The 26,301-nt window shown below is 69.9% G+C and carries 24 protein-coding genes; 15 read left to right on the forward strand and 9 right to left on the reverse strand.

Annotation, left to right across the window (positions count from 1 at the left end; all coding sequences use genetic code 11):
• Nucleotides 1-65: 65 nt before the first annotated feature.
• The 5 genes from GPZ80_RS14830 (at nt 66) to GPZ80_RS14850 (ending at nt 3,305) form a co-directional block, all read left to right on the forward strand.
• Nucleotides 66-503, forward strand: a complete 438-nt coding sequence (locus GPZ80_RS14830; protein ID WP_187220926.1) for a DUF1707 SHOCT-like domain-containing protein — start codon at nt 66-68, stop codon at nt 501-503.
• An 11-nt stretch (nt 504-514) separates the two neighbouring features.
• Nucleotides 515-1,102: an HAD family hydrolase gene (locus GPZ80_RS14835; protein WP_187220927.1), complete on the forward strand. Its 588-nt coding sequence runs from the start codon at nt 515-517 to the stop codon at nt 1,100-1,102.
• Nucleotides 1,103-1,126: 24 nt separating this feature from the next.
• Nucleotides 1,127-1,633 carry a GNAT family N-acetyltransferase gene (locus GPZ80_RS14840; RefSeq protein ID WP_222719352.1) on the forward strand — a complete coding sequence of 169 codons (507 nt, stop codon included), beginning with the start codon at nt 1,127-1,129 and terminating at the stop codon, nt 1,631-1,633.
• A 135-nt stretch (nt 1,634-1,768) separates the two neighbouring features.
• On the forward strand, nt 1,769-2,119 hold the full coding sequence (locus tag GPZ80_RS14845) for a transcriptional regulator (protein ID WP_187220929.1): 351 nt from the start codon (nt 1,769-1,771) through the stop codon (nt 2,117-2,119).
• Between the two features lie 10 nt (nt 2,120-2,129).
• Complete coding sequence (locus GPZ80_RS14850) at nt 2,130-3,305, forward strand: PPE domain-containing protein (protein WP_187220930.1); 1,176 nt, start codon at nt 2,130-2,132, stop codon at nt 3,303-3,305.
• 142 nt (nt 3,306-3,447) lie between these two features.
• Here the strand turns inward: GPZ80_RS14850 and GPZ80_RS14855 are convergent, their stop codons facing one another.
• Complete coding sequence (locus GPZ80_RS14855) at nt 3,448-5,109, reverse strand: glycerol-3-phosphate dehydrogenase/oxidase (RefSeq protein WP_222719353.1); 1,662 nt, start codon at nt 5,107-5,109, stop codon at nt 3,448-3,450.
• A 299-nt stretch (nt 5,110-5,408) separates the two neighbouring features.
• Between GPZ80_RS14855 and GPZ80_RS14860 the strand changes: the two genes are divergently transcribed.
• From GPZ80_RS14860 to GPZ80_RS14870, 3 genes are all read left to right on the forward strand, one after another.
• A complete protein-coding gene (locus tag GPZ80_RS14860; protein WP_187220932.1) occupies nt 5,409-6,152 on the forward strand; it encodes an MIP/aquaporin family protein in 744 nt (247 codons plus the stop codon).
• 28 nt (nt 6,153-6,180) lie between these two features.
• A complete protein-coding gene (gene glpK / locus GPZ80_RS14865) occupies nt 6,181-7,695 on the forward strand; it encodes a glycerol kinase GlpK (RefSeq protein ID WP_187220933.1) in 1,515 nt (504 codons plus the stop codon).
• 577 nt (nt 7,696-8,272) lie between these two features.
• Nucleotides 8,273-9,277 carry a serine hydrolase gene (locus GPZ80_RS14870; RefSeq protein ID WP_187220934.1) on the forward strand — a complete coding sequence of 335 codons (1,005 nt, stop codon included), beginning with the start codon at nt 8,273-8,275 and terminating at the stop codon, nt 9,275-9,277.
• Between the two features lie 68 nt (nt 9,278-9,345).
• Here the strand turns inward: GPZ80_RS14870 and GPZ80_RS14875 are convergent, their stop codons facing one another.
• A complete protein-coding gene (locus GPZ80_RS14875) occupies nt 9,346-10,749 on the reverse strand; it encodes an NAD(P)H-quinone dehydrogenase (RefSeq protein WP_187220935.1) in 1,404 nt (467 codons plus the stop codon).
• Nucleotides 10,750-10,876: 127 nt separating this feature from the next.
• On the opposite strand from GPZ80_RS14875, the gene GPZ80_RS14880 reads away from it, so the two are divergent.
• Entirely contained in the window at nt 10,877-11,335 is a 459-nt protein-coding gene (locus GPZ80_RS14880; RefSeq protein WP_187220936.1) for a gamma-glutamylcyclotransferase family protein, read from the forward strand.
• A 101-nt stretch (nt 11,336-11,436) separates the two neighbouring features.
• Entirely contained in the window at nt 11,437-12,006 is a 570-nt protein-coding gene (locus tag GPZ80_RS14885) for an AMIN-like domain-containing (lipo)protein (protein ID WP_222719288.1), read from the forward strand.
• 63 nt (nt 12,007-12,069) lie between these two features.
• On the opposite strand, the gene GPZ80_RS14890 is transcribed toward GPZ80_RS14885, so the two are convergent.
• The 6 genes from GPZ80_RS14890 to GPZ80_RS14915 all read right to left on the reverse strand — a co-directional run bounded on the left by GPZ80_RS14890 (nt 12,070) and on the right by GPZ80_RS14915 (nt 19,908).
• Nucleotides 12,070-12,972 carry an endonuclease domain-containing protein gene (locus GPZ80_RS14890; RefSeq protein ID WP_187220937.1) on the reverse strand — a complete coding sequence of 301 codons (903 nt, stop codon included), beginning with the start codon at nt 12,970-12,972 and terminating at the stop codon, nt 12,070-12,072.
• 128 nt (nt 12,973-13,100) lie between these two features.
• Entirely contained in the window at nt 13,101-14,405 is a 1,305-nt protein-coding gene (locus GPZ80_RS14895) for a M20 family metallopeptidase (RefSeq protein WP_187220938.1), read from the reverse strand.
• Nucleotides 14,406-14,592: 187 nt separating this feature from the next.
• Nucleotides 14,593-14,853 (reverse strand): hypothetical protein, encoded by a 261-nt coding sequence (locus tag GPZ80_RS14900; protein WP_187220939.1) that lies wholly within the window; start codon nt 14,851-14,853, stop codon nt 14,593-14,595.
• Nucleotides 14,854-14,889: 36 nt separating this feature from the next.
• On the reverse strand, nt 14,890-15,888 hold the full coding sequence (gene meaB / locus GPZ80_RS14905) for a methylmalonyl Co-A mutase-associated GTPase MeaB (protein WP_187220940.1): 999 nt from the start codon (nt 15,886-15,888) through the stop codon (nt 14,890-14,892).
• A complete protein-coding gene (gene scpA / locus GPZ80_RS14910; RefSeq protein ID WP_187220941.1) occupies nt 15,881-18,061 on the reverse strand; it encodes a methylmalonyl-CoA mutase in 2,181 nt (726 codons plus the stop codon). Before scpA ends, meaB begins: the two co-directional genes overlap by 8 nt.
• The gene (locus tag GPZ80_RS14915; protein ID WP_187220942.1) at nt 18,058-19,908 is read right to left on the reverse strand and encodes a methylmalonyl-CoA mutase subunit beta; all 1,851 of its coding nucleotides are present in this window, start codon (nt 19,906-19,908) and stop codon (nt 18,058-18,060) included. Before GPZ80_RS14915 ends, scpA begins: the two co-directional genes overlap by 4 nt.
• A gap of 219 nt (nt 19,909-20,127) precedes the next feature.
• Here GPZ80_RS14915 and GPZ80_RS14920 point away from each other — a divergent pair, with 219 nt between their 5' ends.
• Nucleotides 20,128-21,717, forward strand: a complete 1,590-nt coding sequence (locus GPZ80_RS14920; protein ID WP_187221013.1) for a serine/threonine-protein kinase — start codon at nt 20,128-20,130, stop codon at nt 21,715-21,717.
• A gap of 6 nt (nt 21,718-21,723) precedes the next feature.
• On the opposite strand, the gene GPZ80_RS14925 is transcribed toward GPZ80_RS14920, so the two are convergent.
• Nucleotides 21,724-22,353: a MerR family transcriptional regulator gene (locus tag GPZ80_RS14925; RefSeq protein WP_187220943.1), complete on the reverse strand. Its 630-nt coding sequence runs from the start codon at nt 22,351-22,353 to the stop codon at nt 21,724-21,726.
• A 93-nt stretch (nt 22,354-22,446) separates the two neighbouring features.
• On the opposite strand from GPZ80_RS14925, the gene GPZ80_RS14930 reads away from it, so the two are divergent.
• From GPZ80_RS14930 to GPZ80_RS14945, 4 genes are read left to right on the forward strand one after another with little or no spacing between them, the layout of a single operon-like run.
• The gene (locus GPZ80_RS14930; RefSeq protein WP_312880335.1) at nt 22,447-23,370 is read left to right on the forward strand and encodes a hypothetical protein; all 924 of its coding nucleotides are present in this window, start codon (nt 22,447-22,449) and stop codon (nt 23,368-23,370) included.
• Nucleotides 23,367-23,783: an ABA4-like family protein gene (locus GPZ80_RS14935; RefSeq protein ID WP_187220944.1), complete on the forward strand. Its 417-nt coding sequence runs from the start codon at nt 23,367-23,369 to the stop codon at nt 23,781-23,783. Before GPZ80_RS14930 ends, GPZ80_RS14935 begins: the two co-directional genes overlap by 4 nt.
• Before the next feature lie 10 nt (nt 23,784-23,793).
• The gene (locus GPZ80_RS14940; RefSeq protein WP_187220945.1) at nt 23,794-24,606 is read left to right on the forward strand and encodes a purine-nucleoside phosphorylase; all 813 of its coding nucleotides are present in this window, start codon (nt 23,794-23,796) and stop codon (nt 24,604-24,606) included.
• Between the two features lie 41 nt (nt 24,607-24,647).
• Nucleotides 24,648-26,264 (forward strand): phospho-sugar mutase, encoded by a 1,617-nt coding sequence (locus GPZ80_RS14945; RefSeq protein ID WP_187221015.1) that lies wholly within the window; start codon nt 24,648-24,650, stop codon nt 26,262-26,264.
• Nucleotides 26,265-26,301: the final 37 nt, after the last annotated feature.

The raw sequence follows: 26,301 nt of genomic DNA on the forward strand, positions 1-26,301 counted from the left end.
CCGCACTCGGCGAGGACTGAGAGCGACCTCAGCTCAGGCTCCACAGGTTTCCGTAGGATCGACACATGGCCCACGACCCGCAGCCCAACATGCGCATCGGTGATGCCGAGCGTGAGGACGGCCTGCGCGCGCTGGGCGAGCACATGGCCGCGGGCAGACTGACCGTCGACGAGTACGGCGACCGCAGCGCCAAGGTGGCGACCGCGCGAACGCGCGGTGAACTGCTGTCCCTGTTCACCGATCTTCCCGACCCCCGGCCACGCTTTCTCGCTCCCCCACCGGCTTTCGTGGCGCCCATGCCCCCCGTGCCCTACCTGCCATCGCGTCCCCTGGGCCTGCGCCTGTCCTCCGCGCTGGTCCCGATCGCGATGATCGTGGGCGTCGTGATGGCCTTCCGGTTCGGCTTCTTCCCCCTCATCGCCCTGCCCATCATCGTCGCCGTCCTCGTCAACCGGTCCAACAACGACTGGCGGCGCAGGCATCTCGGTCGGGGTGGGCACTGAGCGGGCCGGAGTTGCTGCTGCTCGACCTCGACGGGGTCCTGCGCGGGTTCGACTCCTTCGACGACGCCGAGTTCGGGCTGGCCGCCGGGTCGGTCGCCGACACCGCGTTCTCCCCGGAGCTGTTGACCCCCGCCATCACCGGTCTGGTCAGCCACGACCGCTGGCTGGCCACGGTCGCGCGTGAGCTCTCGGGCGGTGATGTGTCCAGCGCGGCGGCCGCGGCCGCGGTGTCGGCCTGGTCCCGGCCTGGATACGTGATCACGACCGCGTTGACGCTGGTCCGGGCGGCGCGGACGCGGTGCCGGGTCGCGCTGCTGACGAACGCCACCACCCGCCTCCCGCAGGACATGGCGCTGCTCGGGCTCGACCGGGAGGTGGACGGGGTGATCTCGTCGGCCGAGACCGGTGCGCGCAAACCCGAACCCGAGGCCTACCTGGCCGCCCTGGCCCTGCTGGACGCCACGGCGGGAACGACACTGTTCTGCGATGACAGCGAGGCCAACGTGCTGGCCGCGCACGCGCTGGGCATCGCCGCGGCCCACGTGCCGGACACCGACTCGCTGCGCACGGCGCTGTCCGTGCATGGGCTGCTCGGCTGAACAGCTAGCGTGGCGCCCGTGGAAATGGTGGAGATCAACGCGGGCAAGTACTACCTGAGGGCCCTGCGCGCGGACGACCGGATCGATGACCGGCAGGCCATCATCGAGGGTTTCGCCGACCCGGAGAGCAAGCGCTGGATGTCGCACCTCGACCTCTCCGACCTGCAGCGAGCCGAGGCCTACATCACCCGGCGCGCGCAGGGGTGGGCCGAGGAGACGAGGTTCTCCTGGGCCGTGGCCGAGCCGACCACCGGCGACCTGCTCGGCGAGGTGCTGCTCAAGCGGGTCGACTGGGACAACCACACCGCCGAGGCGGGCTGCTGGGCGCACCCGTCGGCCCGGGGCCGCGGCATGACCACCGAGGCGCTCGGCGCGGTCCTGCGCTTCGGCTTCGGCGCGCTCGGGCTGCGTGAGGTCTTCTACAAACACCACCCCGACAACAAGGCGTCGCGGCGGGTCGCCGAGAAGCTCGGTTTCACCGTGCTCTCCGAGGACGCCGAAAACTCGGTCTTGGTGCTGCGTAACGCTTGAGCGCTCACGGACGGTACCTAGATCGGAACCCGCCGGAGTTCCCGCGCGTCCACAACAGGGGTATCGAACAGTCGAATCCGAGTGTCGACTCTCGATAAGGTGGACGCAGCACAGGTAGTGACGGGGAGGCGCGACGTGCCGGACACGCACGGGCACAACCACAAGGACCTGCTCGACGTCGAGCCGAACGCCGTCCCCGCCCTGCGCGGCGCGTTCGTCTCGGCGCTCGACCAGGTCGACCGCCAACTCGAACTGGCCGCCGCCGAGGTCAGGGTCGCCGCGTGGGCGAACGACCCGGTGAGCCAGGACGCCGCCGAGGGGATCAACGCGCTGTCGGTCGACACCGAAACCGCCGCGCTGGAGCAGCTGCGCTCGTTCCGCACGCAGTTGGGGACGGCGGTCGACACGCTCGACAAGATCGCCGCGCGGTACCGGCTGCTGGAGGACGACAACCGAGCGAACGTCAGTCACACCGGCCAGGGCTGAGGGGGACGAGATGACCGAGCAGACCAAGCGCTGGCGCGGTTTCACGCACGAGGAGCTCTACCGCCTCTTACATGAGGGCCCGGGCGCGCAGGCGTCAGCCGACCCGGGCCGCCGGTGGGCGGAGTTGGCGAGCACCCTGTCCGATGTGGGCCAGGACCTCGCCACCGCGCTGGACAGCTCCGGCGCGACCTGGTCGGGCCGGGCGGCGGGCCGTGCCTACGAGCGGCTCACCCCATTGGCGGCCTGGGCGACCGCGGCCGGGGAGTCCGCGGCCGAGATGCGGGTCGCCGTCGAGAACCAGGGTGACTACGTCGCCAAGGCGCGGGCCGACATGCCGGTGCCCGAGAACGTCCCCCAGCAGCAGCCGGACCCCACGATCGCACCCGCGATCCAGGTCGTCGGTGCGCAGACCGACCCGGAACCCATCGAGGCCGCGCGGTCGACCGGCGAGCAGCGGGCGTTCGAGGTGATGGCCGCCTACGCGGAGGTCACCGCCGCGAACGTGACCGCCCTGTCCGCGTTCGAACAGCCCGCGGAACTGCTCGACAGCGGCCGGGAACGGCACGGCAACCGCGGCCACGGCATCGGCCTGTCCGCGGTCGTGTCGACCATCGCGTCGGCCGTCGCGGCCGCGCTGCCCCCGCTTGACGAGAAGCCGCGCGGGCGCCACTCGCCACATGTCCGCGACGTCGTGGGCAACCAGGGCGTCGTCCTGTCGGGGGCGACGCTGCAACCCGAGCCGGCTCGGCGGACCGTGACCCCGGGTATGTCGTCGGGGACGGCGCCGGTCGAGGCACACCCGGCGATCGGGGCGGCCCCTGGTCCTGCTCCGAAAGCTCGGGAAGACCGTAGTTCGGCTCGAGGCGTACCGGCTGTTCCCGCTGCTCCGGCCGCTCCCGCGATCGGTGATCTGGCGGCGACGCCTGCCGGGGCGATGGCGGGTCATGCCGGGGCGCCGGTCTCACCCACTGGGGCGGTGGCGCCGACCACCGCCGACAAGATGGCGATGCGGCGATTCGGGACTGAGGCGTTGGGGTCGAGCCAGTGGTTCGCGGAGACGGAGTCGGCGCCTAGTCGGGATGTTTCGGGGCGGCGGCGTGATCTCGGATCCGCGGCGCCGGTCACTGAATCCGTTGTGGTGGATGGGGAGGATCACCAGTTGCCGCCCAACGTCATCGGCGGCTGACGTTCGCCGGCCTGCTTTGCGGGTGGGCCTGCTTGGGATTGGCCCGTGGCGTTTTGTGCAGTTGGGTAGGCGTGATTAGGCGTGGTCATGCCCCGCGCGTCTTATGTCGACAAGGCGCCTTCGACCGATCGCCGCCCAGGTCCTAGACCACCGGCTCCACCAAGTGCGGCCGGGCTTCTGGGGCCGCCGACCGGGTGGCGTCCGCTGCCTGGTCGTCGGGTTGGGTTTGGGAGTCGCGTTCCGCTTCCACGCGGGACAGGTAGACCTCGACCTCCCTGGTCACGTCGTCCGGTGACCAGCCGAGGGTTTCGCCCATCAGCTCCGCGACCTGCCTGGCGCAGTCCACTCCCCGGTGTGGGTATTCGATCGAGATGCGGGTTCGCCGGGCCAGGGCGTCCTCCACGTGCAGCGCGCCCTCGTGGCCGGCGGCATAGACGATCTCCACTTTCAGGTAATCCGGGGCCGAGTCCAGTGGCTTCAGCAGTTCCGGCCTGCCCGCGCCCAGGTTGAGGACCTCGTGCACCAGCGAGCCGTACCGGTCGAGCAGGTGTCGGACCCGGTAGGGGTGCAACCCGTGTCGGGCGGCCAGCAGGTCCACCTGGTTCACCAGCGCGTGGTAGCCGTCGGCGCCCAGCAGCGGCACGCGGTCGGTGATGGACGGCTGGAGCCTGCCCGGCAGGTCCACGGAGGCCGCGTCGATCGCATCGGCCGCCATCACCCGGTAGGTCGTGTACTTGCCGCCCGCGATGGCGACCAGGCCCGGCGCCACGCGGGCCACGGCGTGCTCGCGGGACAGCTTGGAGCTCTCCTCGCTCTCGCCTGCCAGCAGCGGGCGCAGGCCGGCGTAGACGCCCTCGATGTCGGCGTGGGTGAGCGGGGTCGCGAGGACTGAGTTGACGTGGTCGAGGATGTAGTCGATGTCGCGCTTCGTGGCCGCGGGGTGGGCGAGGTCGAGGTTCCAGTCCGTGTCGGTGGTTCCCACGATCCAGTGGTTGCGCCACGGGATCACGAACAGGACCGACTTCTCCGTGCGCAGGATCAGCCCCGATTCCGAGACGATCCGGTCGCGCGGGACCACGATGTGCACGCCTTTGCTCGCGCGCACCCGGAAGCGGCCGCGGCTGCCCGAGACGCGCTGCAGCTCGTCGGTCCAGACGCCGGTGCAGTTGATCACCGCGTTGGCGCTGACGTCCACTTCGCGCCCGTTCTCGACGTCGCGCACGCGCACGCCGCGGACCCTGTCGGCCTCGTGCAGGAAGTCGACCACCTGGGTGGACGTCCTGATCACCGCGCCGTAGTGGGCGGCGGTGCGCGCGACCGTCATGGTGTGGCGGGCGTCGTCGGCCTGGGCGTCGAAGTAGCGGATGCCGCCGATCAGGGCGTTGCGCTTGAGCGCGGGCACCATGCGCAGCGCGCCCGCGCGGCTCAGGTGCTTCTGGCCCGGCACCGAGCGGGCGCCGCCCATGGTGTCGTAGAGCAGCAATCCGGCCGCGGTGTACGGGCGTTCCCAGATCCGGCGGGTCAGCGGGTACAGGAAGCTGACCGGCTTCACCAGGTGCGGCGCGATGAGCGTCAGCATCAGCTCGCGTTCCCGCAGAGCCTCGCGGACCAGGCCGAACTCCAGCTGTTCGAGGTAGCGCAGGCCGCCGTGGAAGAGTTTGCTCGACCGGCTCGACGTCCCCGACGCCAGGTCGCGGGCCTCCACCAGGGCGACCGTGAGCCCCCGGGTGGCCGCGTCGAGCGCGGCTCCGGCGCCGACGACCCCGCCGCCGATGATCACCACGTCGAAGGTGTCCGAGCCCAGGCGCTCCCAGGCACGCTCGCGGGCGGCGGCGTCGAGTCTGCCGCCGAACGGGTCCGAATCGGAACGATTTTCGGCCGTCCTTGGCTTGCGAGTCGCCACGGTCCGCCTCCCTGATCACGCGGGCAAACACGACCACGATCACGCTACCGCGTCCGGCCCGCTGGGGCATTCGACTGATGGACAGTGCACACCGGCCCGGGTAGCGTCCGAATCCCTCAGGGTAGGCATCGCCGCCGCGCCCGTGCCAGGCAACTCGGCTGCCTGCCCCTTCGCTACTGGGAGCGAGAGGGAGATCAGCCATGGACCTCAATTTCGGCGAGATATTCCTATGGGAACTGATGGGCACCGCCGCGCTGACACTGCTGGGCTGCGGTGTCGTCGCGAACGTGGTGCTCAGAAAGTCGCTCGGCTTCGGCGGCGGCTGGCTGCTGATCAACATCGGCTGGGGTTTCGCCGTCTTCATCGGGGCGAGCATCGCCAACCCGACCGGGGCGCACATCAACCCGGCGGTCACGCTCGGACTCGTCTCGGCCGACAAACTCGGCTGGGACAAGGTCCCGGCCTACCTGGCAGGCCAGTTCACCGGCGCTTTCCTGGGCGCGGTGCTCTGCTGGCTGGTCTACAAACTGCAGTTCGACGACCACGACGAGCCCGAGAACACCCGCGGCATCTTCGCCACCGGCCCGACCGTCCCGAACTACCTGTGGAACCTGGTCACGGAGATCGTCGGCACGTTCGTCCTGGTGTTCTGGATCCTCACCAGTCCCACGATGACCAACGAGGGCGGCGTCCCGCAGTTCGGCAACGCCGCGCTGGGCTACGCGGCCGTGGCGTTCGTCGTCATCGGCATCGGCGCCTCGCTCGGTGGCCCCACCGGCTACGCCATCAACCCGGCCCGCGACCTGGGCCCCCGTATCGCGTACGCGATCCTGCCGATCAAGAACAAGGGCGGAGCGGACTGGAACTACTCGTGGGTCCCAGTCGTCGGCCCGTTGGTCGGCGCCGTGCTCGCCGGCCTGCTCTCACAGATCCTGCCTTCCTGATCGACCAGCTCCGAAGGGCGAATGACAGATGACCAAATACGTGGCCGCGATCGACCAGGGCACTACGTCCACCCGCTGCATGATCTTCAGTCACGCCGGCGAGGTGGTCGCGGTCGACCAGCGCGAGCACAAGCAGATCTTCCCCAAGGCGGGCTGGGTCGAGCACGACCCGAAGGAGGTCTGGGAGAACACCCGGGCGGTCGCGGCGGGCGCGCTCGCCAAGGCGGACCTGCACGCCTCCGACATCGCCGCGGTCGGCATCACGAACCAGCGCGAGACCGCGGTGGTGTGGGACCGCGAGACCGGCGAGCCGGTGTACAACGCGATCGTCTGGCAGGACACCCGGACCGACCGGATCGCCACCGACCTCGGCAACCTCGGCGGCGGCCAGGAGCGCTACCGGGCGAAGACCGGCCTCCCCCTGGCGACGTACTTCTCCGGCCCCAAGATCCGCTGGATCCTCGACAACGTCGACGGCGCGCGCGCCAAGGCGGAGGCGGGCAAGCTGCTGTTCGGCAACATGGACACCTGGGTGCTGTGGAACATGACCGGCGGCGTCGACGGCGGCGTGCACGTCACCGACCCGACGAACGCGTCCCGGACCCTGCTGATGGACCTGTCGACCCTGTCGTGGGACGCCGACATCGCTTCGGAGATGGGTGTTCCGCTGTCGATGCTGCCGGAGATCCGGTCGTCGTCGGAGGAGTACGGCAAGGTCCGCGAACGCGGCGCGCTCGCCGGTGTCCCCATCGCCGGAATCCTCGGCGACCAGCAGGCCGCCACCTTCGGCCAGGCGTGCCTGTCGCCCGGAGAGGCCAAGAACACCTACGGCACCGGCAATTTCGTCCTCCTCAACACGGGCACCGACCAAGTGATGAGCGAGAACGGTTTGCTCACAACGGTTTGCTACAAGATCGGCACGCAGGCGCCGGTGTACGCGCTCGAAGGATCGATCGCGGTCACCGGGTCGCTGGTCCAGTGGATCAGGGACAACCTGGGGATGATCAACTCGGCGGCGGAGATCGAGGAACACGCGCGCACGGTCGAGGACAACGGCGGCTGCTACTTCGTGCCCGCGTTCTCCGGCCTGTTCGCCCCCTACTGGCGCTCCGACGCCCGCGGCGCGATCGTGGGCCTGACCCGGTTCGTCAACAAAGGACACCTCGCGCGCGCGGTCCTGGAGGCCACGGCTTTCCAGACCCGCGAGGTCATCGACGCCATGAACGCCGACTCCGGGGTGCCGCTGACCGCGCTCAAGGTGGACGGCGGCATGGTCGGCAACGAACTGCTGATGCAGTTCCAAGCCGACATCCTCGGCGTCCCCGTCATCCGCCCGGTGGTCGCGGAGACGACCGCGCTGGGCGCGGCCTACGCGGCCGGACTCGCCGTCGGGTTCTGGGAGAGCGAGGACGACATCCGCAAGAACTGGGCCAAGGACAAGGAATGGACCCCGGCGATGGCGGACGACGCGCGGGAGAAGACGTTCGGACAGTGGAAGAAGGCGGTGACGCGCACCTTCGACTGGGTGGAGCAGGAAGACTGAGTGTCAGGCCAGGTCGGGCTGATCCCGACCTGGCCCTCACTTCCGGCGCCGTGTCGACAAGTCGGACTGACAGATTCCGCACGAACCCACTTCCGCAAGGCGTTGGAACTGGCCAAGGCGGGCGACCGTAGGCCTGACTTCCCGGACACACGGCAGCGTCGCGCTCCAGCCTGCCCGGCGGTCGCGCACCCAGCCCATGGGTGCGCGACCGGCTGCTCCTGGTCCGCGGGGCGCTATCTGCGGATCGCGATATGACTGAATCCGCCAAGGCGCGGGATCTGGCCGATGCCGCCACAGCGAGGGCAGAAGTCGCGACGGTTGGGGGCCAAGCCCGAGCCCAGGCATTCGGGACATTCGATTCGGCGAGACATCGCGCCTCCAAAGGGGTTCCGGGCCTGTTTTGGCCCGGGCTATCAGACGTACCGCCTCAGTAGGTCGAACCCCAGCTAATCCGGCGATGTTCACCCGTTCTTGCAGCTCGTTCGACACCGCCATGACGGACAGTGTCAATCCGCGCGCTCAGTTGGGTTCACACCAAGCGCGATGTCGGTAAATCACATTCTGGTTTACTCGGATCATGAACGTCACACGAAGGTCCGCTCTGGGCCTCGGCGCCGTTGTCGGCGCCACCGCACTGGGGGTCGGCGCCACCACACCGGCGTCGGCGAGCACTCCTGCCACGGCAGCGCAGGCCTGCTCCAAGATCAAATCTGTTTACGACCGCGAGACAACCCGGGCCGCGGGCACCTGGTCGTCCTTCATCACCGTGACCGGGGAGGCCACGCCCGCCGTCGAGGCGCTGGCGGACCAGGTCGTGGAGGCCTACAGCGTCAACAAGATCGCGGTCGCCACGGCCGTGCTCGACAAGATCGACCGTGGGCTGCTGGCACTCGACCAGCGCGTCGACGTCACCGCGGACATCGTCAGCCACGACGGCGACGGGATCTTCGGCTACGACGGCGCGTACCCGAGTTCCGTCACCCTCGGCCACGTCCTGGCCAACCTGCTCACCGTCTCGGACAACACCGCCGTGCGGCTGTGCGGGCTCGTCGTTCCGGCCGCCGAGCTCAACGAGATCCTGCGCGCCAAGGGTTTCGTGCACACCCAGGTCAAGCCGGTGGCGAACCCGAACCGGTTCTACCTCGGCACCACGACCGCGCGTGAGACGCACACAATGCTGCAGCGGCTCGTCGACGGGACCTTGCTCTCGGCCACGTCGAGCGCCTATGTGCTCTCGCTGCTGTGCTCGCTGACCTCGTTCACCGACGGGATCCGGCTGAACATGAGCTCCGCGGAACGGGTGCGCGTGGCGGCCAAGGCGGGCTGGTTCGCCGACGGCCGCAACGAGGCGGGCATCGTCTTCGACACCGCGGGCAAGGCCGCCATCACCTACGCCCTGTTCGCCTCCGGGCAGTTCAGCGGCGACGCGGCGGCCAACGCCGACAACTACAGCGCCACCCACCCGGCGCTGCGGGCCCGACAGGCCATCGGCCGCACCCTGCTCGACTCGGTGCCGCCGGTCAGCGCCCCGACCGCGCGCAAGTTCAGCGTCCCGCGGTACCACCCGTCCAACGGCGGCTGACCCGGCGACCTGGCGGCCCGGGCGACCGGGCCGCCAGGTTGACCACGTCGGGGCGTTCAGCCAGTCCGTCAGTCCAGGTCGTCGTGGCGCATCAGCTGGCGGCCCGCCTCGGTGATGGAACCCGAGAGCGACGGGTACACCGAGAAGGTCAGCGCCAGGTCGTCCACCGTCAGCTGGTTCTGAACCGCGAGCGCGATAGGCAGGATCAGCTCGCTCGCACTCGGGGCCACGATCACACCGCCGATGACCACACCGGTCGCGGGGCGACAGAAAAGCTTCACGAAACCGCGCCGCAGGCCCTCCATCTTGGCTCGGGCGTTGGTGGCCAGCGGCAGCATCACGGTGCGCGCGGGCACCTCGCCGGAGTCGATGGCCTGCTGGCTGATGCCGACGGTCGCGATCTCCGGGTGGGTGAAGACGTTGGCGGCGACGGTCTTGAGCTTGATCGGCGCGACACCCTCGCCCAGCGCGTGCCACATCGCGATGCGGCCCTGCATGGCCGCGACCGACGCCAGCATCAGCACACCGGTGCAGTCACCCGCCGCGTAGACACCGGGGACGCTGGTGCGGGAAACACGGTCGACGTTGATGAAGCCGCCGGGACCGAGGTCGATGCCGATCTTGTCCAGGCCGATGTCGCTGGTGTTGGGCACCGAGCCGACCGTCATCAGCGCGTGCGACGCCTCGACGATCTCGCCGCCCTTGAGGTGGACCTTGACGCCGGTGTCGTCGCGCTCGATCTTCTCCGCGCGGGCGTGCTTGACCAGGGTGGTGCCGCGCTCGGAGAACACGTCCTCCAACACGGCGGCGGCGTCGGCGTCCTCATGCGGCAGGACGCGGTCGCGGCTGGAGATGACGGTGACCTTGACGCCCATCTCGATGAACGCCGAGGCGAACTCGGCGCCGGTCACCCCGGAGCCGACGACCACCAGGTGCTCGGGCAGCTCGGGGAGGTCGTAGATCTGCCGCCAGTCGAGCACCCGCTTGCCGTCCGGCTCGGCGCCCGGGATGACCCGCGGGTTCGCGCCGGTGGCGATGAGGACGACGTCGGCGTCGAGGACCTCCTCGGTCCCGTCGTTGCCGGTGACGGCGACCCGGTGGGCGGCCATGCCGGGGCGGTCGTTGCAGAAACGGCCGTAGCCGGTCAGCAGGCGCACACCCTCACGCTGGATGCGGTTACGGATGTCGGCGGACTGGGCGAGGGCGAGCCCGCGCACCCGGCCGCGCACGACCGGCAGGTTGACCGAGGAGTCGACGTCCTCGACGCCGATGCCCAGCTCATCGGCATCGCGGAAGGCCGAACGGGCGCCCGCGGAGGCGATGAACGTCTTCGACGGCACGCAGTCATAGAGGACGCAGGCCCCGCCCAGTCCGTCCCGCTCGACCACGGTGACATCGGCGCCGTGCTGGGCCGCGACCAGGGCCGCCTCGTAACCCGCGGGGCCGCCACCCATGATCACGATCCGGCTCACGTGCGTCCTCCTCATATGCGCGCTCACGTCCGCGAATACGGTACGCGCGGGACGCAGGTCACATCTGGTCGGATGGAAAAGGCCCGGCTTCCCTGCCGATGATCGGTTGTGTCGCTACTCTGTCGGAGTGCCGCTTTACGCCGCTTATGGGTCGAACATGGACCCGGCCCAGATGATGCAGCGAGCCCCGCACTCGCCGATGGCGGGAACCGGATGGCTGGTGGGATGGCGGCTGACCTTCGGAGGCGAAGACCTCGGTTGGGAAGGCGCCCTCGCCACCATCGTCGAGGACCCGGACTCGCAGGTGTTCGTCGTGCTCTACGACGTCACCGACGACGAACCGCTGCTCGACCGGTGGGAAGGCTCCGAGCTGGGCCTTCACTCGAAAATCCGGCTGCGGGTGCAGACCCTTGAGGGGTCGGTGCTCGCGTGGCTCTACGTCCTCGACGCCTACGAGGGCGGTCTGCCCTCGGCCCGATACCTGGGGGTGGTCGCCGACGCGGCAGAGGCCGCGGGCGCCCCCGCCGACTACGTCGCCGACCTGCGGGTCCGGCCATGCGACGGCATCGGGCCGGCAAACGGCTGACCGACCACAACCAGCGGGCCCGCCACACGTCTTCTCGGTTATGACCGAAATCACGGTCAGACGCTCGCCGAACGATTCGGCCGGTGCGAGGAGAGATGGCGATGAAGGCTCGAAGATGGACCAAGCGACTGACCACCCTGGCGGTCACCCTCGGCGCGGCAGCCGCGGTCGCGGTAGTGGGCCCGTCGTCGGCAGCGGCGACTGAGGGGTACTGCGGGATCAGCTGGGGCTCCCTGGCGAAAACCGCGTCATCGACCGAGGTCGCGCCCCTGGTTGGGGTCCGCGGCGGCAGGCACTACTGCTGGGACCGGCTCGTCGTCGACATCCGCTCCGGCGGGGCCGACGGCTACCGCGTCCAGTACGTCAGCGAAGTCACCCAGGACGGCTCCGGCCACGTCGTCCCCCTGCGTGGCGGCGCCAAACTGCAGATCATCGCGATCGCCCCGGCATACGACGGCTCCGGCAACTCGACCTTCAACCCGGCGAACCGCAGCGAACTCGTCAACGTCGCAGGCTGGCAGACCTTCCGCCAGGTCGCGTACGCGGGCAGCTTCGAAGGCCAGACCACCATCGGTCTCGGCGTCCGGGCCCGCCTCCCCTTCCGCGCCTTCACCCTCAACAACCCCGACGGCGGCTCCCGCATAGTCATCGACGTAGCCCACTTCTGGTAACCCGCGAGTCCAACGTCCAAAACAACGAGTCCAACGTTCAGAACAGTGAGTCCAACGTTCGGCTCAGGCGCATTTGAATCTCCGGGCGGTGAAGGCCGCCCGGAGATCGCCCATGAGGCGTTCCGGCGAGCGCAAGTCCGCCACATTCGCACGAACGATCAACCAACCACGTGAACGCAGATCAGTATCTCGCTCGGCATCTCGCTCAACACGAGCCTCATGAGCGACGTAGCCGTCGTATTCCAGTGCGATCATGGGTTCCTCCCAGGCGAAATCGAGCCGGTAGCGTTCACGGCCGTGGATGTCCGTGACCGGCACTTGAGCTCTCGGGACCGGCAACCCGTCGTCGAAGAGGGCCAGCAACAACGCACTTTCAGCTGGAGACTCAGGTTTACCGGTGGCGAGATCCATCAGTGCCTGCGCCCGCCGCCGTCCGCGTGGGTCTCGACGGGTGTCGATTCGGTGCCGGATCGCCGCGTGCAATTCGCCTCGATCGGCGGGCTGCACCAACGCCAGTGCCTGGTCAGCACAGGCGAGCACGGTCGGCCGATGACCTCCACAGAGGACCTCGGCGATGGCGAAGTCCAGACCGACCACCCGCAGCCCGGCCAACTCGGTCGTGTCGAGGCCGTCCAGGATTCCGCTGTGGACAGCTAGTCCCGCTCGGCCGCGTATGGGGCGGTGGTAGCTAGTCAGTATGTGCACGACGCCGATATCTGCTGCGGTGCAGCCATAAAGCCAGGCAGCCGTTGGGCCGGTGAGTGCCGACCCCGGTCCCACATGAAGCAGTCCCGCAGCGGCGCGCGTGGGCATCTCAAGCATCCGTTTGCGCTCAAGAACGACCTTGCGCGAATAGGCGATCAATCGACCATTGGCCAGCGCTGAACGGACCGCGTTGTGGCCGATCGCGGCGACGAGTTCCTGACGGTCGTGGGCCCCGTGCAGGCCAGGCGGAAGTTCGAGCACGCCACCACAGTGCCGTTTTCCGGGCCTGCTGTCGCGGGCATCCCAGGCGCCTGTGGATAACTCAGGGCGGAACTACCAGTTCATCGTTCTGAACGTTGGACTCGTTGTTCTGAACGTTGGACTCGCGGTTAGGACAAAGCGGTTAGGGCGGTGTGGGTCATGGTGCGGATGCCGGTGATGAGGGCGCGTTCGTCCAATTGGAACGTTGGCTGGTGCAAGTCGTGGATGGGGCCTTCGCCGGACCAGACGCCGAGGCGCATGAAGGAGCCGGGGACCTTTTCCAGGTACCAGCCGAAGTCTTCGCCGCCGCTGGACTGCTTGGTGCCTGCCAGGGCGTCCTGGCCCAGGGCCGACTCGATGCCCGCGCGGAGGATCTGGGTGCTCTCGCGGTCGTTGATGACCGGGGGGACGCCCCGGGTGTGGATCAGCTCGAAGCCGACGCCCGTGGGGGCCAGGAGGGACTCGACCAGGCTGGCCACGATGGGCTCCAAGTCCGCCCAGACGTCGTGGTCGCCGGTGCGCAGGGTGCCACGCAGGACGCCGTCCTGGGGGACCGCGTTGGCCGCCTCGCCCGCGTGGACCGCGCCCCAGACCAGGACGGTGCCGGAGCGGGGGTCGATGCGGCGGGACAGCAGCGCCGGGAGGCCGGTGATGACCGTGCCGAGGGCGTGGACCAGGTCTGCCGTCAGGTGCGGGCGCGAGGTGTGGCCGCCCGGCGAGGTGAGGCGCAGCTCCAGCAGGTCGGTCGCCGAGGTGATGGCGCCGACGCGGGTGCCGATGCGGCCGACCTCCAGGCGCGGGTCGCAGTGCAGGCCGAAGATGCGGTCGACCCCGTCCAGCCCGCCTGCCTCGATGACCTCCAGGGCGCCGCCGGGCATGACCTCCTCGGCGGGCTGGAAGATCAGCCGGACCCGGCCGGGCAGCTCCGGCGCGGACGCCAGGGCGATGCCGGTGGCCAGCAGGATCGTGGTGTGGGCGTCGTGGCCGCACGCGTGGCAGACGCCCTGGACCTTGGCCGCGTACGGCAGGCCGGTCGCCTCGGTCATCGGGAGGGCGTCCATGTCGGCGCGCAGGGCGACGCAGCGGTCGCCCTCCCCGACGTCGCAGATCAGGCCGTTGCCCGCGGGGAGCAGCTCCGGCTGCAGGCCGAACGACTTGAGCAGGCCCGCGACCATCTCGGTGGTCGCGAACTCCTGCCGGGACAGCTCCGGGTGCTCGTGGAAATGCCGGAACCACGCCAAGACGTCGGACGCGTTGGCGTCCAACCACTGGTCGAGCCAGGCAGGTCCACGCCCGGCCGCGAGATCCTCCACAGTGGGCATACTGACCCCACTGGACGTGATCAGCACGGCTGAATCCTCTCCGGAGACGGCGAGGTGTCCGTTTCGACCACCCTCCGACGGGAGTTCGGGTCGCGAGTCCAGCAGAGTCACGCGACCCCTCCGGCTGTGGTTTCGGTTTCCATCTCCTGTCCCATAGTGCATCATCCCCCGCTCCGATCCGTTACGGCGACCACATCGCAAGACCGCCGGTAGTGACCTTGCGACGAACGGCACGCGGTGTTCGGCCGGGCAGTTCGATGATCAAGACGAAGGACCGTCTACCGGCGCTGAGCTGCGGTCATCCCTTCTTGCGCCGCTTCGCCCTCACCCGGTTGCCGTAGATGACGATTCCCAAGAGGACAGCCGCGGTCAGCCCGATCACGAGCTTGTTCTTCGAACGTGCCGCATCTTCCTCGGTGGGCGCGGGCTCCAGGGTCGGGCCGGTCGGCGCGACGGTCTCCGTGGGCTGCGCCAGGGGGTCGGCACCGGCCATCGGGGCCGCGCCGAGCACGACGAGCGCGCTGAGCAGAAGTCCGAGCAGCAGCCTGGTCACAGGCATCCGAGCCCTCCAAAGGGTGGTGAGGTCGTGACCAGATTAGTCGGACCGCTCACGCTCCGAGAAGGCCGCGAGGATGCGTTCGGCGGCCAGGGTGGCCGTCAGTTCGCCGTCGCGGACCTGTCGTTCCAGGTCCGGGGCCAGCGCGCGCACGGCAGGGTGGTCGTGAAGTCGGCCGAGAAGGATGTCCTGGACCATCGACCAGGTCCAGTCGACCTGCTGGCGGCGCCGCTTGTCGGCCAGCTCGCCGGACTCCGACAGGGTGCGGTGGTGCAGCTCGATCTGCTGCCAGAGCGTGTCGAGGCCCAGGTTCTCCTGGCCGCTGCAGGTCAGCACGGGCGGAGTCCAGGCCCCTTCGGGCGCACGCAGCAGCCGCAGGGCGCCAGCGAGCTCCCGGGCGGCCTTCTGGGCCTCTCGCGCGTGGTCGCCGTCGGCCTTGTTGACCGCGATCACGTCTGCCAGCTCCAGGACGCCCTTCTTGATGCCCTGCAGCTGGTCACCCGTTCGCGCCAGGGTCAGGAACAGGAAGCAGTCGACCATGTTGGCCACGGTGACCTCGGACTGCCCGACGCCGACGGTCTCGACCAGCACGGTGTCGTAGCCCGCGGCCTCCATCAGCACGATGGTCTCGCGAGTCGCCTTGGCGACGCCGCCGAGCGTGCCCGACGTCGGCGACGGCCGGATGAACGCCGCCGGGTCGACCGCGAGCCGCGCCATCCGGGTCTTGTCGCCCAGGATGCTGCCGCCCGTGCGGGTCGACGACGGGTCGACGGCGAGCACCGCGACCCGGTGCCCCGCGGCGGTCAGGTTCGAGCCGAGGGCGTCGATGAACGTCGACTTGCCCACCCCCGGCACGCCGGTGATGCCGACCCGGTGCGCCCCTCCCGCATGCGGCAGCAGCTCGACCAGCAGCTCCTGAGCCAGCGCGCGGTGGTCGGCGCGCTTGGACTCCACCAGCGTGATGGCCCGCGAGAGCAGCCCTCGGTCGCAGGCGAGCACACCCTTGGCGTACTCGCCGACATCGATCTTCTTACCCAAGCGAGTGCCCGTGCTGCTCGGCGAGCTTGCGCAGCAGTTCGGCGGCCGCGTCGGCGATGACCGTGCCGGGCGGGAAGATCGCCGCCGCGCCCGCGGCGCGCAGCTCGTCGAAGTCCTGCGGCGGGATGACGCCGCCGACCACGATCATGATGTCGTCGCGGCCCAGGGCCGCGAGCTCCTCGCGCAGCGCGGGCACCAGGGTGAGGTGACCGGCGGCGAGGGAGTTGACCCCGACGATGTGCACGTCGGCCTCGACGGCCTGGCGCGCGACCTCGTCCGGGGTGGAGAACAGCGGGCCCACGTCGACGTCGAAGCCGAGGTCGGCGAAGGCCGTGGCGATCACCTTCTGGCCGCGGTCGTGTCCGTCCTGGCCCATCTTGGCGACCAGGATGCGCGGGCGGCGCCCCTCAGCCTCGGCGAACTCGTCGACGACAGCGCGCGCGTCATCCACAGTGGACGACTGGCCGACCTCGTCGCGGTACACACCCGAGATCGTACGGATCTGCGCCGAGTGCCGTCCCCAGACCTTGCCCAGCGCCTCGGAGATCTCGCCGACGGTGGCCTTCTTTCGGGCCGCGTCGATCGCGAGTTCCAGCAGGTTGCCGCCACCGTCGGCGGCGTTGGTCAGGGCGTTGAGCGCGCTCTCGACCGCGCCGGAGTCGCGTTCCTCGCGGAGCCTGCGCAGCTTCTCGATCTGCTGCCCACGCACGCCCTTGTTGTCGACCTTGAGGACGTCGATGTGGTCCTCGGTCTCGACCCGGTACTTGTTGACGCCGATGACCGGCTGACGCCCGGAGTCGATGCGGGCCTGGGTGCGCGCGGCGGCTTCCTCGATGCGCAGCTTGGGGATGCCCGCGTCGATGGCCTGCGCCATGCCGCCCGCGGCCTCGACCTCGCTGATGTGGCCCCAGGCCTTACGGGCGAGGTCGTAGGTGAGCCGCTCGATGAACGCGCTGCCGCCCCACGGGTCGATGACCCGGGTGGTGCCGGACTCCTGCTGCAACAGCAGCTGCGTGTTGCGGGCGATACGCGCGGAGAAGTCGGTGGGCAGCGCCAGCGCCTCGTCGAGGGCGTTGGTGTGCAGCGACTGCGTGTGGCCCTGGGTCGCGGCCATCGCCTCTACGCAGGTGCGGATCACGTTGTTGTAGACGTCCTGCGCGGTCAGCGACCAGCCGGAGGTCTGGCAGTGCGTGCGCAGCGACAGCGACTTCGACGACTTCGGCTCGAAGCCCTTCACCAGCTTCGCCCAGAGCAGGCGGGCCGCGCGCATCTTCGCGACCTCCATGAAGAAGTTCATGCCGATGGCCCAGAAGAACGACAGCCGCGGCGCGAACCGGTCGACGTCCATGCCCGCGTCCCGACCGGCCCGGATGTACTCCACGCCGTCGGCGAGGGTGTAGGCCAGCTCCAGGTCGGCGGTCGCCCCGGCTTCCTGCATGTGGTAGCCGGAGATGGAGATCGAGTTGTACTTCGGCATGTGCTGCGAGGTGTAGCTGAAGATGTCGGAGATGATCCGCATCGACGGCCGCGGCGGGTAGATGTAGGTGTTGCGGACCATGAACTCTTTGAGGATGTCGTTCTGGATGGTCCCGGCGAGCGCTTCCGGCGCCACACCCTGTTCCTCGGCCGCGACGACGTAGAGCGCGAGAACGGGCAGCACGGCGCCGTTCATCGTCATCGACACGCTCATCTTGTCCAGCGGGATGCCGTCGAAGAGCTGGCGCATGTCGTAGATGGAGTCGATGGCCACGCCCGCCATGCCGACGTCACCGGCCACCCGCGGATGGTCGGAGTCGTAGCCGCGGTGGGTGGCCAGGTCGAAGGCGACCGACAGTCCTTTTTGGCCCGCCGCGAGGTTGCGGCGGTAGAAGGCGTTGGACTCCTCGGCGGTGGAGAACCCGGCGTACTGGCGGATGGTCCACGGCTGGTTGACGTACATCGTCGGGTACGGCCCACGAAGGTACGGCGCGATGCCCGGGTAGGTGTTGAGGAAGTCGAGTCCTTCGAGGTCCTCGGCCCCGTAGACCGGCTTGATGCCGATGCCTTCGGGGGTGTCCCAGGACAGCGCGTCGGCGCCCTTGCCGGTGGCCTCGTGCAGCGCGGCCTGCCAGTCGGCGGCCGACCCGGCGGCGGGACCGCCCAGCTCGATTCCGGAGAAATCGGGGATGCTCATGCCTTGACTCCCAACGTCTCCATGGTAGCTCGCAGAACGGCGAGCGCGTCGCAGCCCGCGAACACGAACTCGTCCACAGTGGACAATTCGGCGTTCGGTTTGCCCGCCAGCAGGATCCGCTGGGCCCCCGCCGACTTCAGGGTCTCGATGACCGCCGCCGCGTCGGCGGCGTAGGCCTTGTCGGTGCCCGCGAGACAGGCGATGGTCGCGCCGCTCGCAGCGAACTCCTCGACCGGTCCGGCGACGGTCTCGATGCCGCCTGCCTGGAACAGGTTGGCGGCAAAGGTTGCCCGCGCGGTGTGCGCGGCCACCGGCCCAAGCGTGGCGAGGAAGATCTTCGGTCGCGCGCCCGTCTCGGCGAGTGTCCGATCGGAACGGTCGCGCAGTTCCTCATAGGCCTCGGCGTAGTGGATGACCGGCAGGCCGCCGGTCGGTGCGGCGGGCTCCGGCTCGCGCACGATCGGCTTCTCCGCGAGGTTCGGGAACTCGTTGACCCCGGTGATCGCGTCGGTCCGGTTCGCGATGTTGGCCGAGCGGGCCGCCCAGGTGGCGGCGAGCCGGTCGGAGATGACGCCGGTGTCGAGGGCGGCGATGATCCCGCCCGCGCGCTCGATCTCGGTGAAGAAGTCCCACGCGGTGCGGGCCAGGTCGTCGGTGAGCCGTTCCACGAACCAGGAACCGCCCGCCGGGTCGATCACACCGGCCAGTTTGGACTCGTCGAGCAGCACCGACTGGGTGTTGCGGGCGATGCGCCGGGCGAACCCGTCGGGCAGGCCGAGCGCGGCGTCGAACGGGAGGACGGTGACCGAGTCGGCGCCGCCGACACCCGCGCCGAAGCAGGCCAGCGTGGTGCGCAGCATGTTCACCCACGGGTCGCGCCTGGTCATCATGGCCGGCGAGCTGACGGCGTGCTGGCGCTGCGGCGCCGTGAACCCGGCGACCTCGGCGACGCGCGCCCAGAGTCGGCGGGCGGCGCGGAACTTGGCGATGGTGAGGAACTGGTCGGCCGTGGCGGCGTAGCGGAACTCCAGCTGCGCGGCGGCGGCCTCGACGCCGAGCCCGGCGTCGGTCAGCGCGCGCAGGTAGGCGACACCGGCGGCGATGGACGCGCCCAGTTCCTCGGCATCGGACCCGCCCGCGTGGTGGACGGGAAGGCCGTCGACGACGATCGAGCGCAGCGCCGGGTACTCGGTGGCGACCCTGACCGCGAGCGTGGCGGCCCCGTCGAGGTCGGCGCCCGCGGCGGTGCGGGCGTGGTGGCCGATCGGGTCGGCGCCCAGGTTGCCCTTGACCTCACCGGCGGGTATGCCCTTGTCGGCGTGCACCCGCAGCAGTTCGTCGGCGGCGGCGCGGAAGTCGGCGCCCGCGTCGAGGGTGACCGGCGCGAGGTCGAGGTAGACGTCCTCAAGCACGTCGGCCAGCGCCGAGACCGGCAACCCGCTGCCACCCACAGCCAGCCAGAGCGAGGTGACACCGTTCTCCAGGTCCGCCATCACCGCCTTGCGGGCGGACGCGGGGTCGGGATCGGTGTGGCGCTGACGCACATCCCACCCGGTCGCGACGTTGCCCTGGGGCTTGCCGCCGCGGACATAAGGCGGCAGTCCGGGAAAGCCCGCGGGCGGCGGCGCGTCCTCGGCGGTGTAGAGCGGCTCCAGGACGATGCCGTCATAGGTGGTGGTCGCGAGCAGCGACTCGACCGCGCCGTCGAACTCTTCGGGCAGGGCACCTGACTTGCGGAGCACGCCCGCGACAAGGTCCTGCCACTGCTCGCGGGCGGCGTCGGCGAACTCGCCCGCCAGAACCAAGTCGTGCGGCGCCGTGCTCGCCCTCGCAGTGGGGGATGTCATGCCCAGAAATGCTACGGAAACCGAGCGTCAACACCAGGCGAGGACGTTGTGAGGCTAATCGCGATTCACAAACCGTCCGGGGTCTTGTCTGCTTTCGCCACCGCCGAGCCCGAGGTTTCGGGGAACAATGGGCCAGTGTCCACTGTGTCTGACTCGCAACCACCTCAGCGCCTGGTCGCAGGCCGTTACCGGCTGCGCGCGCTGCTTGGACAGGGGTCCATGGGGACGGTCTGGGAGGCCTACGACGAGCACCTGCACCGCCCGGTCGCGGTGAAGGAGGTCCGGCTCGACCAGGGAATCCCCGAGGGCGAGGCCGATGAGCTGCGGGAACGCACGATGCGCGAGGCCAGGGCCATCGCCGTGGTGTCGCACCCGAACGTCATCACCCTGCACGATGTCGTCCGGGTCGACGGCGAGCCGTTCGTGATCATGGAATACATGCCCGCGGCCAGCCTGGCGCAGATTTTGCGGGCCAACGGGCCGCTCACCGACACCCAGGCGGCCGTTGTCGGAGACGCGATCGCCGCGGGCCTACAGGCCGCGCACGAGGCGGGAATCACACATCGAGACGTCAAGCCGGGCAACGTGCTGGTGGGTCTGGACGGCCGGGTCAAGCTCACCGATTTCGGAATCGCGCGCAATGTCTCGGAGAAAACACTCACCCGGACCGGCATCATGCTCGGCTCCCCGGCCTATATCGCCCCCGAGATCGCCTCGGGCGCGGCGGTCAGCCCCCGCGCCGACCTGTGGGGGCTCGGCGCCACGCTCTACGCCGCGGTCGAGGGTCGGGCGCCGTACGACCCCGAGGGCGAGGCGCTCGCCATCGTCTCGGAGGTCGTGCACGGCGAGATCCCCACACCGACGATCGACGGCCCGCTGCGGTCGGTCATCGAGGAGCTGATGGTCAAGGACCCGGCCGAGCGGATCTCCCTGAGCGAGGTCCGCGCCCGACTGCACCCGCTGCAGCCGGTCCCGGGGACGCCGGTGTTCGCCGGTCTGACCACGACACTGCCCGCGCCCGTGACAGCGGAGGCCGCGCCGAGCGACCCGACGGTCACGATCGCCGCCGACGCGGTGTCGTCCCCCAGCATGCCGCTGGCGGCCGCGCCCGGCCCGCTGCCCTTCACCGAGCCCCCACCCAGGCGGTCGCACTGGGGCGTCGCCGCGGCCGGGGTCGCCGCTGCCGTGCTGTTCGCCGCCGCCGCGGCCGGCGGTTTCGCGCTGACCCGGGTGGTCGGCGGCGAGCCGATCGGGCCGCGGCCCCAGACCCAGACGTCGCAGGCGTCGGCGCCGGTTCGCGATGTCGAGGTGCGCACGGCGGACGCCGCCACCCTCGCGGGCGAGCAGGGCGGCAGCTTCTCCATCCCCGTGCCCGCCGACTGGGTCAAGTTCGTCGAGCAGCGCGCGGAGAAGAAGCTGACCAACAGCACCCGCGTGCACTGGGTGGCCCCGGACGGCACGTCGGAACTGGTGGTGGAGCGGTTCCCGAACTTCTACCCCGACCACCGAATCGACAAGTACCTCGCGGTCCTGGCCGCCCGCGCGCCCGGATACCGGCTGGTGGGGACATCCGAGCCTGCGGCGGGCGAGCCCGAAATGCCGCTGCAGCTGACCTACCGGACGGTGGAGATGGCCGACGACGCGATCGGGCAGGTGCCCGCCGACCTCAACCGGGCGACGTTCGCGAACCTGCTGCCCGCGGGATCGGACCTGTGGGTGGTCAGCCTGACGGTGCCGATCGAGCAGGAGGACAGCGGCAAGCGCGGCCTGTTCACCCGCACGGTCGCGGAGTTCCGCCCGACTGGGTAGCGGGGTTCACTCGACGGGATCGTCCGGCCCGTAGCGGCGGTGGGATTCCGCGGTCTGCGCGAGTTTCCGCAACGCCGCCAGTGCCGAATCACCCAGGACAGTGCCGACCACGACACCCTCCAGGACGCGGTCGATGCCTGTGAAGTTCGCGACGTAGTCAAGATCGGTCCGCGCGATCACCTCGCACGCCTCGGCGTAACGGCGCATCCCGGCGATGAGCTGAGGGTGGTCGATCTCGCGGGCCGCTGTGTAGACCATGGCGAGCGAGCGGGCGGCCGGGTGATCCCGAGTGCAGGTCCAGCCCATGTCCTCGATGAGAGCGACGACCTCGTCCAGCGCGGCCTCGTCGACCTCCTCCGGCGCCTGGGTCAGCCCCTTCGAGACCGTGCCCATCAGCTTGTCGAGGTCGTCGGTCGGGGAGTCGACGGTGGCGAGGATGTCGTGGACGGCCGCCACCGAGAGCCCGCCGAGTTCGATCATCGCCCGTACGAGTCGCAGCCTGCGGACGTGGCTGTCATCGTATCTGGCCTGGTTGGGGCTGGTGCGTTCGCCCGGCGGGAGGATGCCCTCACGCAGGTAGAACTTGATCGTCGGCACGGCGACACCGCTGCGCCTGCTCAGTTCCGCGATCCGCACCGCGCCTCCTTCGGAATTTTCCTTGCCAACGAGCCGGATAGATAGTGTACTTATCGATAGTAGAGAGTATCGCTATCCATTCAGGGGGATCTTGTGCGCACCAGACTCAGTCAAGCCATCGACTGGCACCGGCCGTTGATGATCTTCTCGCTGGCCATGGTCGTCATGACAGTGGCGTCCGTGCTCGGTCTCATCGTGGACGACCGGATGATCGCCGGCGCGCCCAACTGGCTCAAGCCGTTCAAGTTCGCCGTGTCGTTCATCGCCTACAGCGTCATGTGGGCCTGGCTGATGTCGCTGCACCCGCGCAGGCCACGCTGGCTGCACCACACCGGAACGCTGCTGGCCGTCGCCGGGGTGGTCGAGATGGCCGCGATCGCGGGCCAAGCCCTGCGCGGCAAGCCCAGTCACTTCAACGTCCAGACCGAGTTCGACGCCACGCTGTGGATCACCATGGGCATCACCGTCGCGATCCTCTGGGTCGCGACGCTGGCCGCGTCGATCTCCGTGGCACGCGACGTCCTGCTTCCCCGGCCGCTCAAGCTCTCGATCAACCTGGGCATGGCGATCTCGCTGGCCGGGATGCTCACCGGCCCGCTGATGTCGCAACGCGAGACGGGGATCAAGGGGGTGGCCGGAGCGCACTCGATCGGGGTGCCCGACGGCGGGCCGGGCATGCCGATCACCGGCTGGAACCTCGTCGGCGGCGACCTGCGTGTCGGCCACTTCATCGGCATCCACGGGCTGCAGGTGCTTCCGCTGGTCGCGGTCGTGCTGGCCGCGTTCGTCGCCCGGCACGCGATCCTGGCGCGCGAGGAGGTGCGGACCCGGCTCGTGTGGACCGCGGGCGGTGTCTACACCGGACTGTTCGCGCTCGTCACCTGGCAGGCGTTCCGCGGGCAGTCCCTGGTCGAGCCGGACGCGCTCACGCTGCTCGCGTTCGCCGGAATCGTCGCGGCGGGCACCGCCGGGGTCACCTGGGCGAAGTCCGCCGCGCGGACACCGGTGCCCGCGTGAACGCCCTGCTGTTCGACCTCGCCTTCTGGGTCACCGTCCCGTTCTGGGCGCTGATGGTGTTCGCGCCCGCGTGGTCGTGGACCCACCGGATCGTCTCGTCGCCGTGGATCGTGCTGCCGCCGGTGGCGGTCTGGGCGGTCCTGGCCGTGCCGCGGTTCCCCGAGCTGTGGTCGGCGGTGAGCACGCCGTCGGTGGAGAAGTTCACCGCGTTCGCCGCCGACGGCGGGGCGGCGGCGCTGATCTGGGCGCAGATCATCGCGTGGGACCTGTTCATCGGCCGGTGGATGTACCTCGAGGCGCGCAGGCTCGGAATCCACCCGCTGATCATGGGCCCCCTGCTCGTGTTCACCATCCTGCTCTCACCGATCGGGCTGCCGGCGTTCCTCGTGCTCCGGGCGCGCACGCGCGCGTAGGCTTCCCGGAGTGACCGCTATCGACATCGACACAGACCCGAAGGCCTTCGCGGAGCAGGCGGCAAAAGCGCTTGCCGAACGGACCGGGGTCGAACAACACGACCTGGCATTCGTCCTCGGCTCCGGCTGGCGGCCCGCCGCCGACGAACTCGGCGAGCCGATCGCCGAGGTGCCGATGGCGGAGCTGCCCGGCTTCCTCGCGCCGACCGTCCAGGGACACGGCGGCACGATCCGGTCGGTCGACGTCGACGGCAAGAAGGTGCTGCTCGTGCTCGGCCGCACCCACCTCTACGAGGGCCACCCAGTCGCGCGTGTGGTCCACGGGATTCGCACGGCGGCGGCCGCCGGTGTGCGCGCCGTGGTGCTGACCAACGCGGCGGGCTGCCTGATGGAGGGCGTGCAGGTCGGCCAGCCGGTGCTGATCAGCGACCACCTGAACCTGACCGCGCGCTCCCCGCTGGTCGGCGCGGACTTCGTCGACCTGACCGACCTGTACTCGGCACGACTGCGGGCGGTCGCCAGGAGCATCGACCCGACGCTGGTCGAAGGCGTCTACGCGGGCCTGCCCGGGCCGCACTTCGAGACCCCGGCGGAGATCCACATGCTCCGGGTCATGGGTGCGGGCCTGGTCGGCATGTCCACGGTCCTCGAAGCCATCGCGGCCCGCGCGGCCGGTGTCGAGGTGCTGGGGCTGTCGCTGGTGACGAACCTGGCCGCGGGCATCACCGGCGAGCCGCTCGACCACCTGGAAGTGCTGGAGGCCGGTCGGATCGCGGCGAGTTCGATGGGCACGCTGCTGCGCGAGTTGGCTCTGCGCTCGTGACCCGGCTGACCTCGGAGCTGCGCGACCGCGCGTTCCGCTGGATGGCCGACGACCCCGACCCGGACACCAGGCTGGAGCTGCAGAAGCTCGTCGCGGCGGCCATGGGCGGCGACCCGGCGGCGGTCGACGAGGTGGCAGATCGGATGGCGGGCACGTTGGAGTTCGGCACCGCCGGGCTGCGCGGGCCGGTTCGCGCGGGCTCGAACGGGATGAACCGCGCGGTGGTCATCCGCACGACGGCCGGTCTTGCGGAGTGGCTCAAGGCGCAGGGCCGGGGTTCGGGGATCGTGATCGTCGGCCGGGACGCGCGGCGCGGGTCGGAGGCGTTCTACGCCGACGCCGCCGGGGTGCTCGCCGCGGCAGGCTTCGACGTGCGGGTGCTCCCCCGCCCGCTGCCGACACCGGTGCTGGCGTTCGCCGTGCGCGAGTTCGGCGCGGTGGCGGGAATCCAGATCACGGCGTCGCACAACCCGCCCGCGGACAACGGGTACAAGCTCTACCTCGACTCGGGCGCGCAGATCGTGCCGCCCGCGGACCGCGAGATCGAGGCCGCCGTCACGGTGGCCCCGCCAGCGGTGTCCGTGCCGCGCTCGGACACCTGGACGACCCTGGGCGACGACGTCCTGCAAGCGTATCTGGACCGCGTGTCGTCGCTTCCCCATGGCACCGCCCGCGAACTGCGCGTGGTGGCGACCGCCCTGCACGGTGTCGGCGCGGGCACTCTCGCGCCGGCGTTGAACCAGGCCGGGTTCGTCGACGTGCGGATGGTGTCGGAACAGGCCCAGCCGGATCCGGACTTCCCGACCGTCCCGTTCCCCAACCCGGAGGAACCGGGTGCCACGGATCTGTTGCTCGCCAAGGCAACCGAGGTCGACGCGGACGTCGCGATCGCCTTGGACCCGGACGCCGACCGCTGCGCCGTGGGCGTTCGCGGCGCTGACGGTGTCTGGCGGATGCTGCTGGGCGACGAGACCGGCGCGCTGCTCGGCGTGCACCTTTTGTCCACTTTGGACCGAGTGGCGCATCCCGACGCGTTGGTGGCCAACACGATCGTCTCGTCCTCGCTGCTCAAGTCGATCGCCTCGGCGGAGAACGTCCGGTATGACGCCACCCTCACCGGGTTCAAATGGCTGATGCGGGCGGGCGACGGGAACGGCACCGGACTTGTCTACGCCTACGAGGAGGCACTGGGTCACTGCGTCGACCCGGACTCGGTGCGCGACAAGGACGGCATCTCGGCGGCCGTGCTGGTGTGCGACCTCGCCGCGACCCTGAAGGCTGCCGGCCGGACGCTGCTGGACGCGTTGGACGACCTCGCCGTCACCCACGGCCTGCACCTGACCCGGCAGGTTTCGTTGCGGGTGACGGACCTGGCGCGAATCGCCCGACTCATGTCGGACCTTCGGGTCGATCCGCCCGCCGAGCTGGCGGGCGTCCCGGTGGCTTGCGAGGACCTGCTGCCCGCGGCGGATGTGCTGCGGTTCAGCGGCGAAGGCGTTCGGGTGATCGTGCGTCCATCTGGGACCGAGCCGAAAATCAAGGCATATCTGGAGATCGTGGAACCGGTGGCGGACCGGTCTTCGCTCGCCGACGTTCGCACTCGGGCAACCGGCTCGCTGGACGCACTGGCCGACGAGGTGGCCGGGCTGCTGCGTTAGCGCGATGACCGTTATCCGCCAGCGGTGGCGCGGCCGA

Source organism: Actinokineospora xionganensis (assembly GCF_014323725.1).
In the GTDB taxonomy this organism is placed as follows: Bacteria; Actinomycetota; Actinomycetes; order Mycobacteriales; family Pseudonocardiaceae; genus Actinokineospora; species Actinokineospora xionganensis.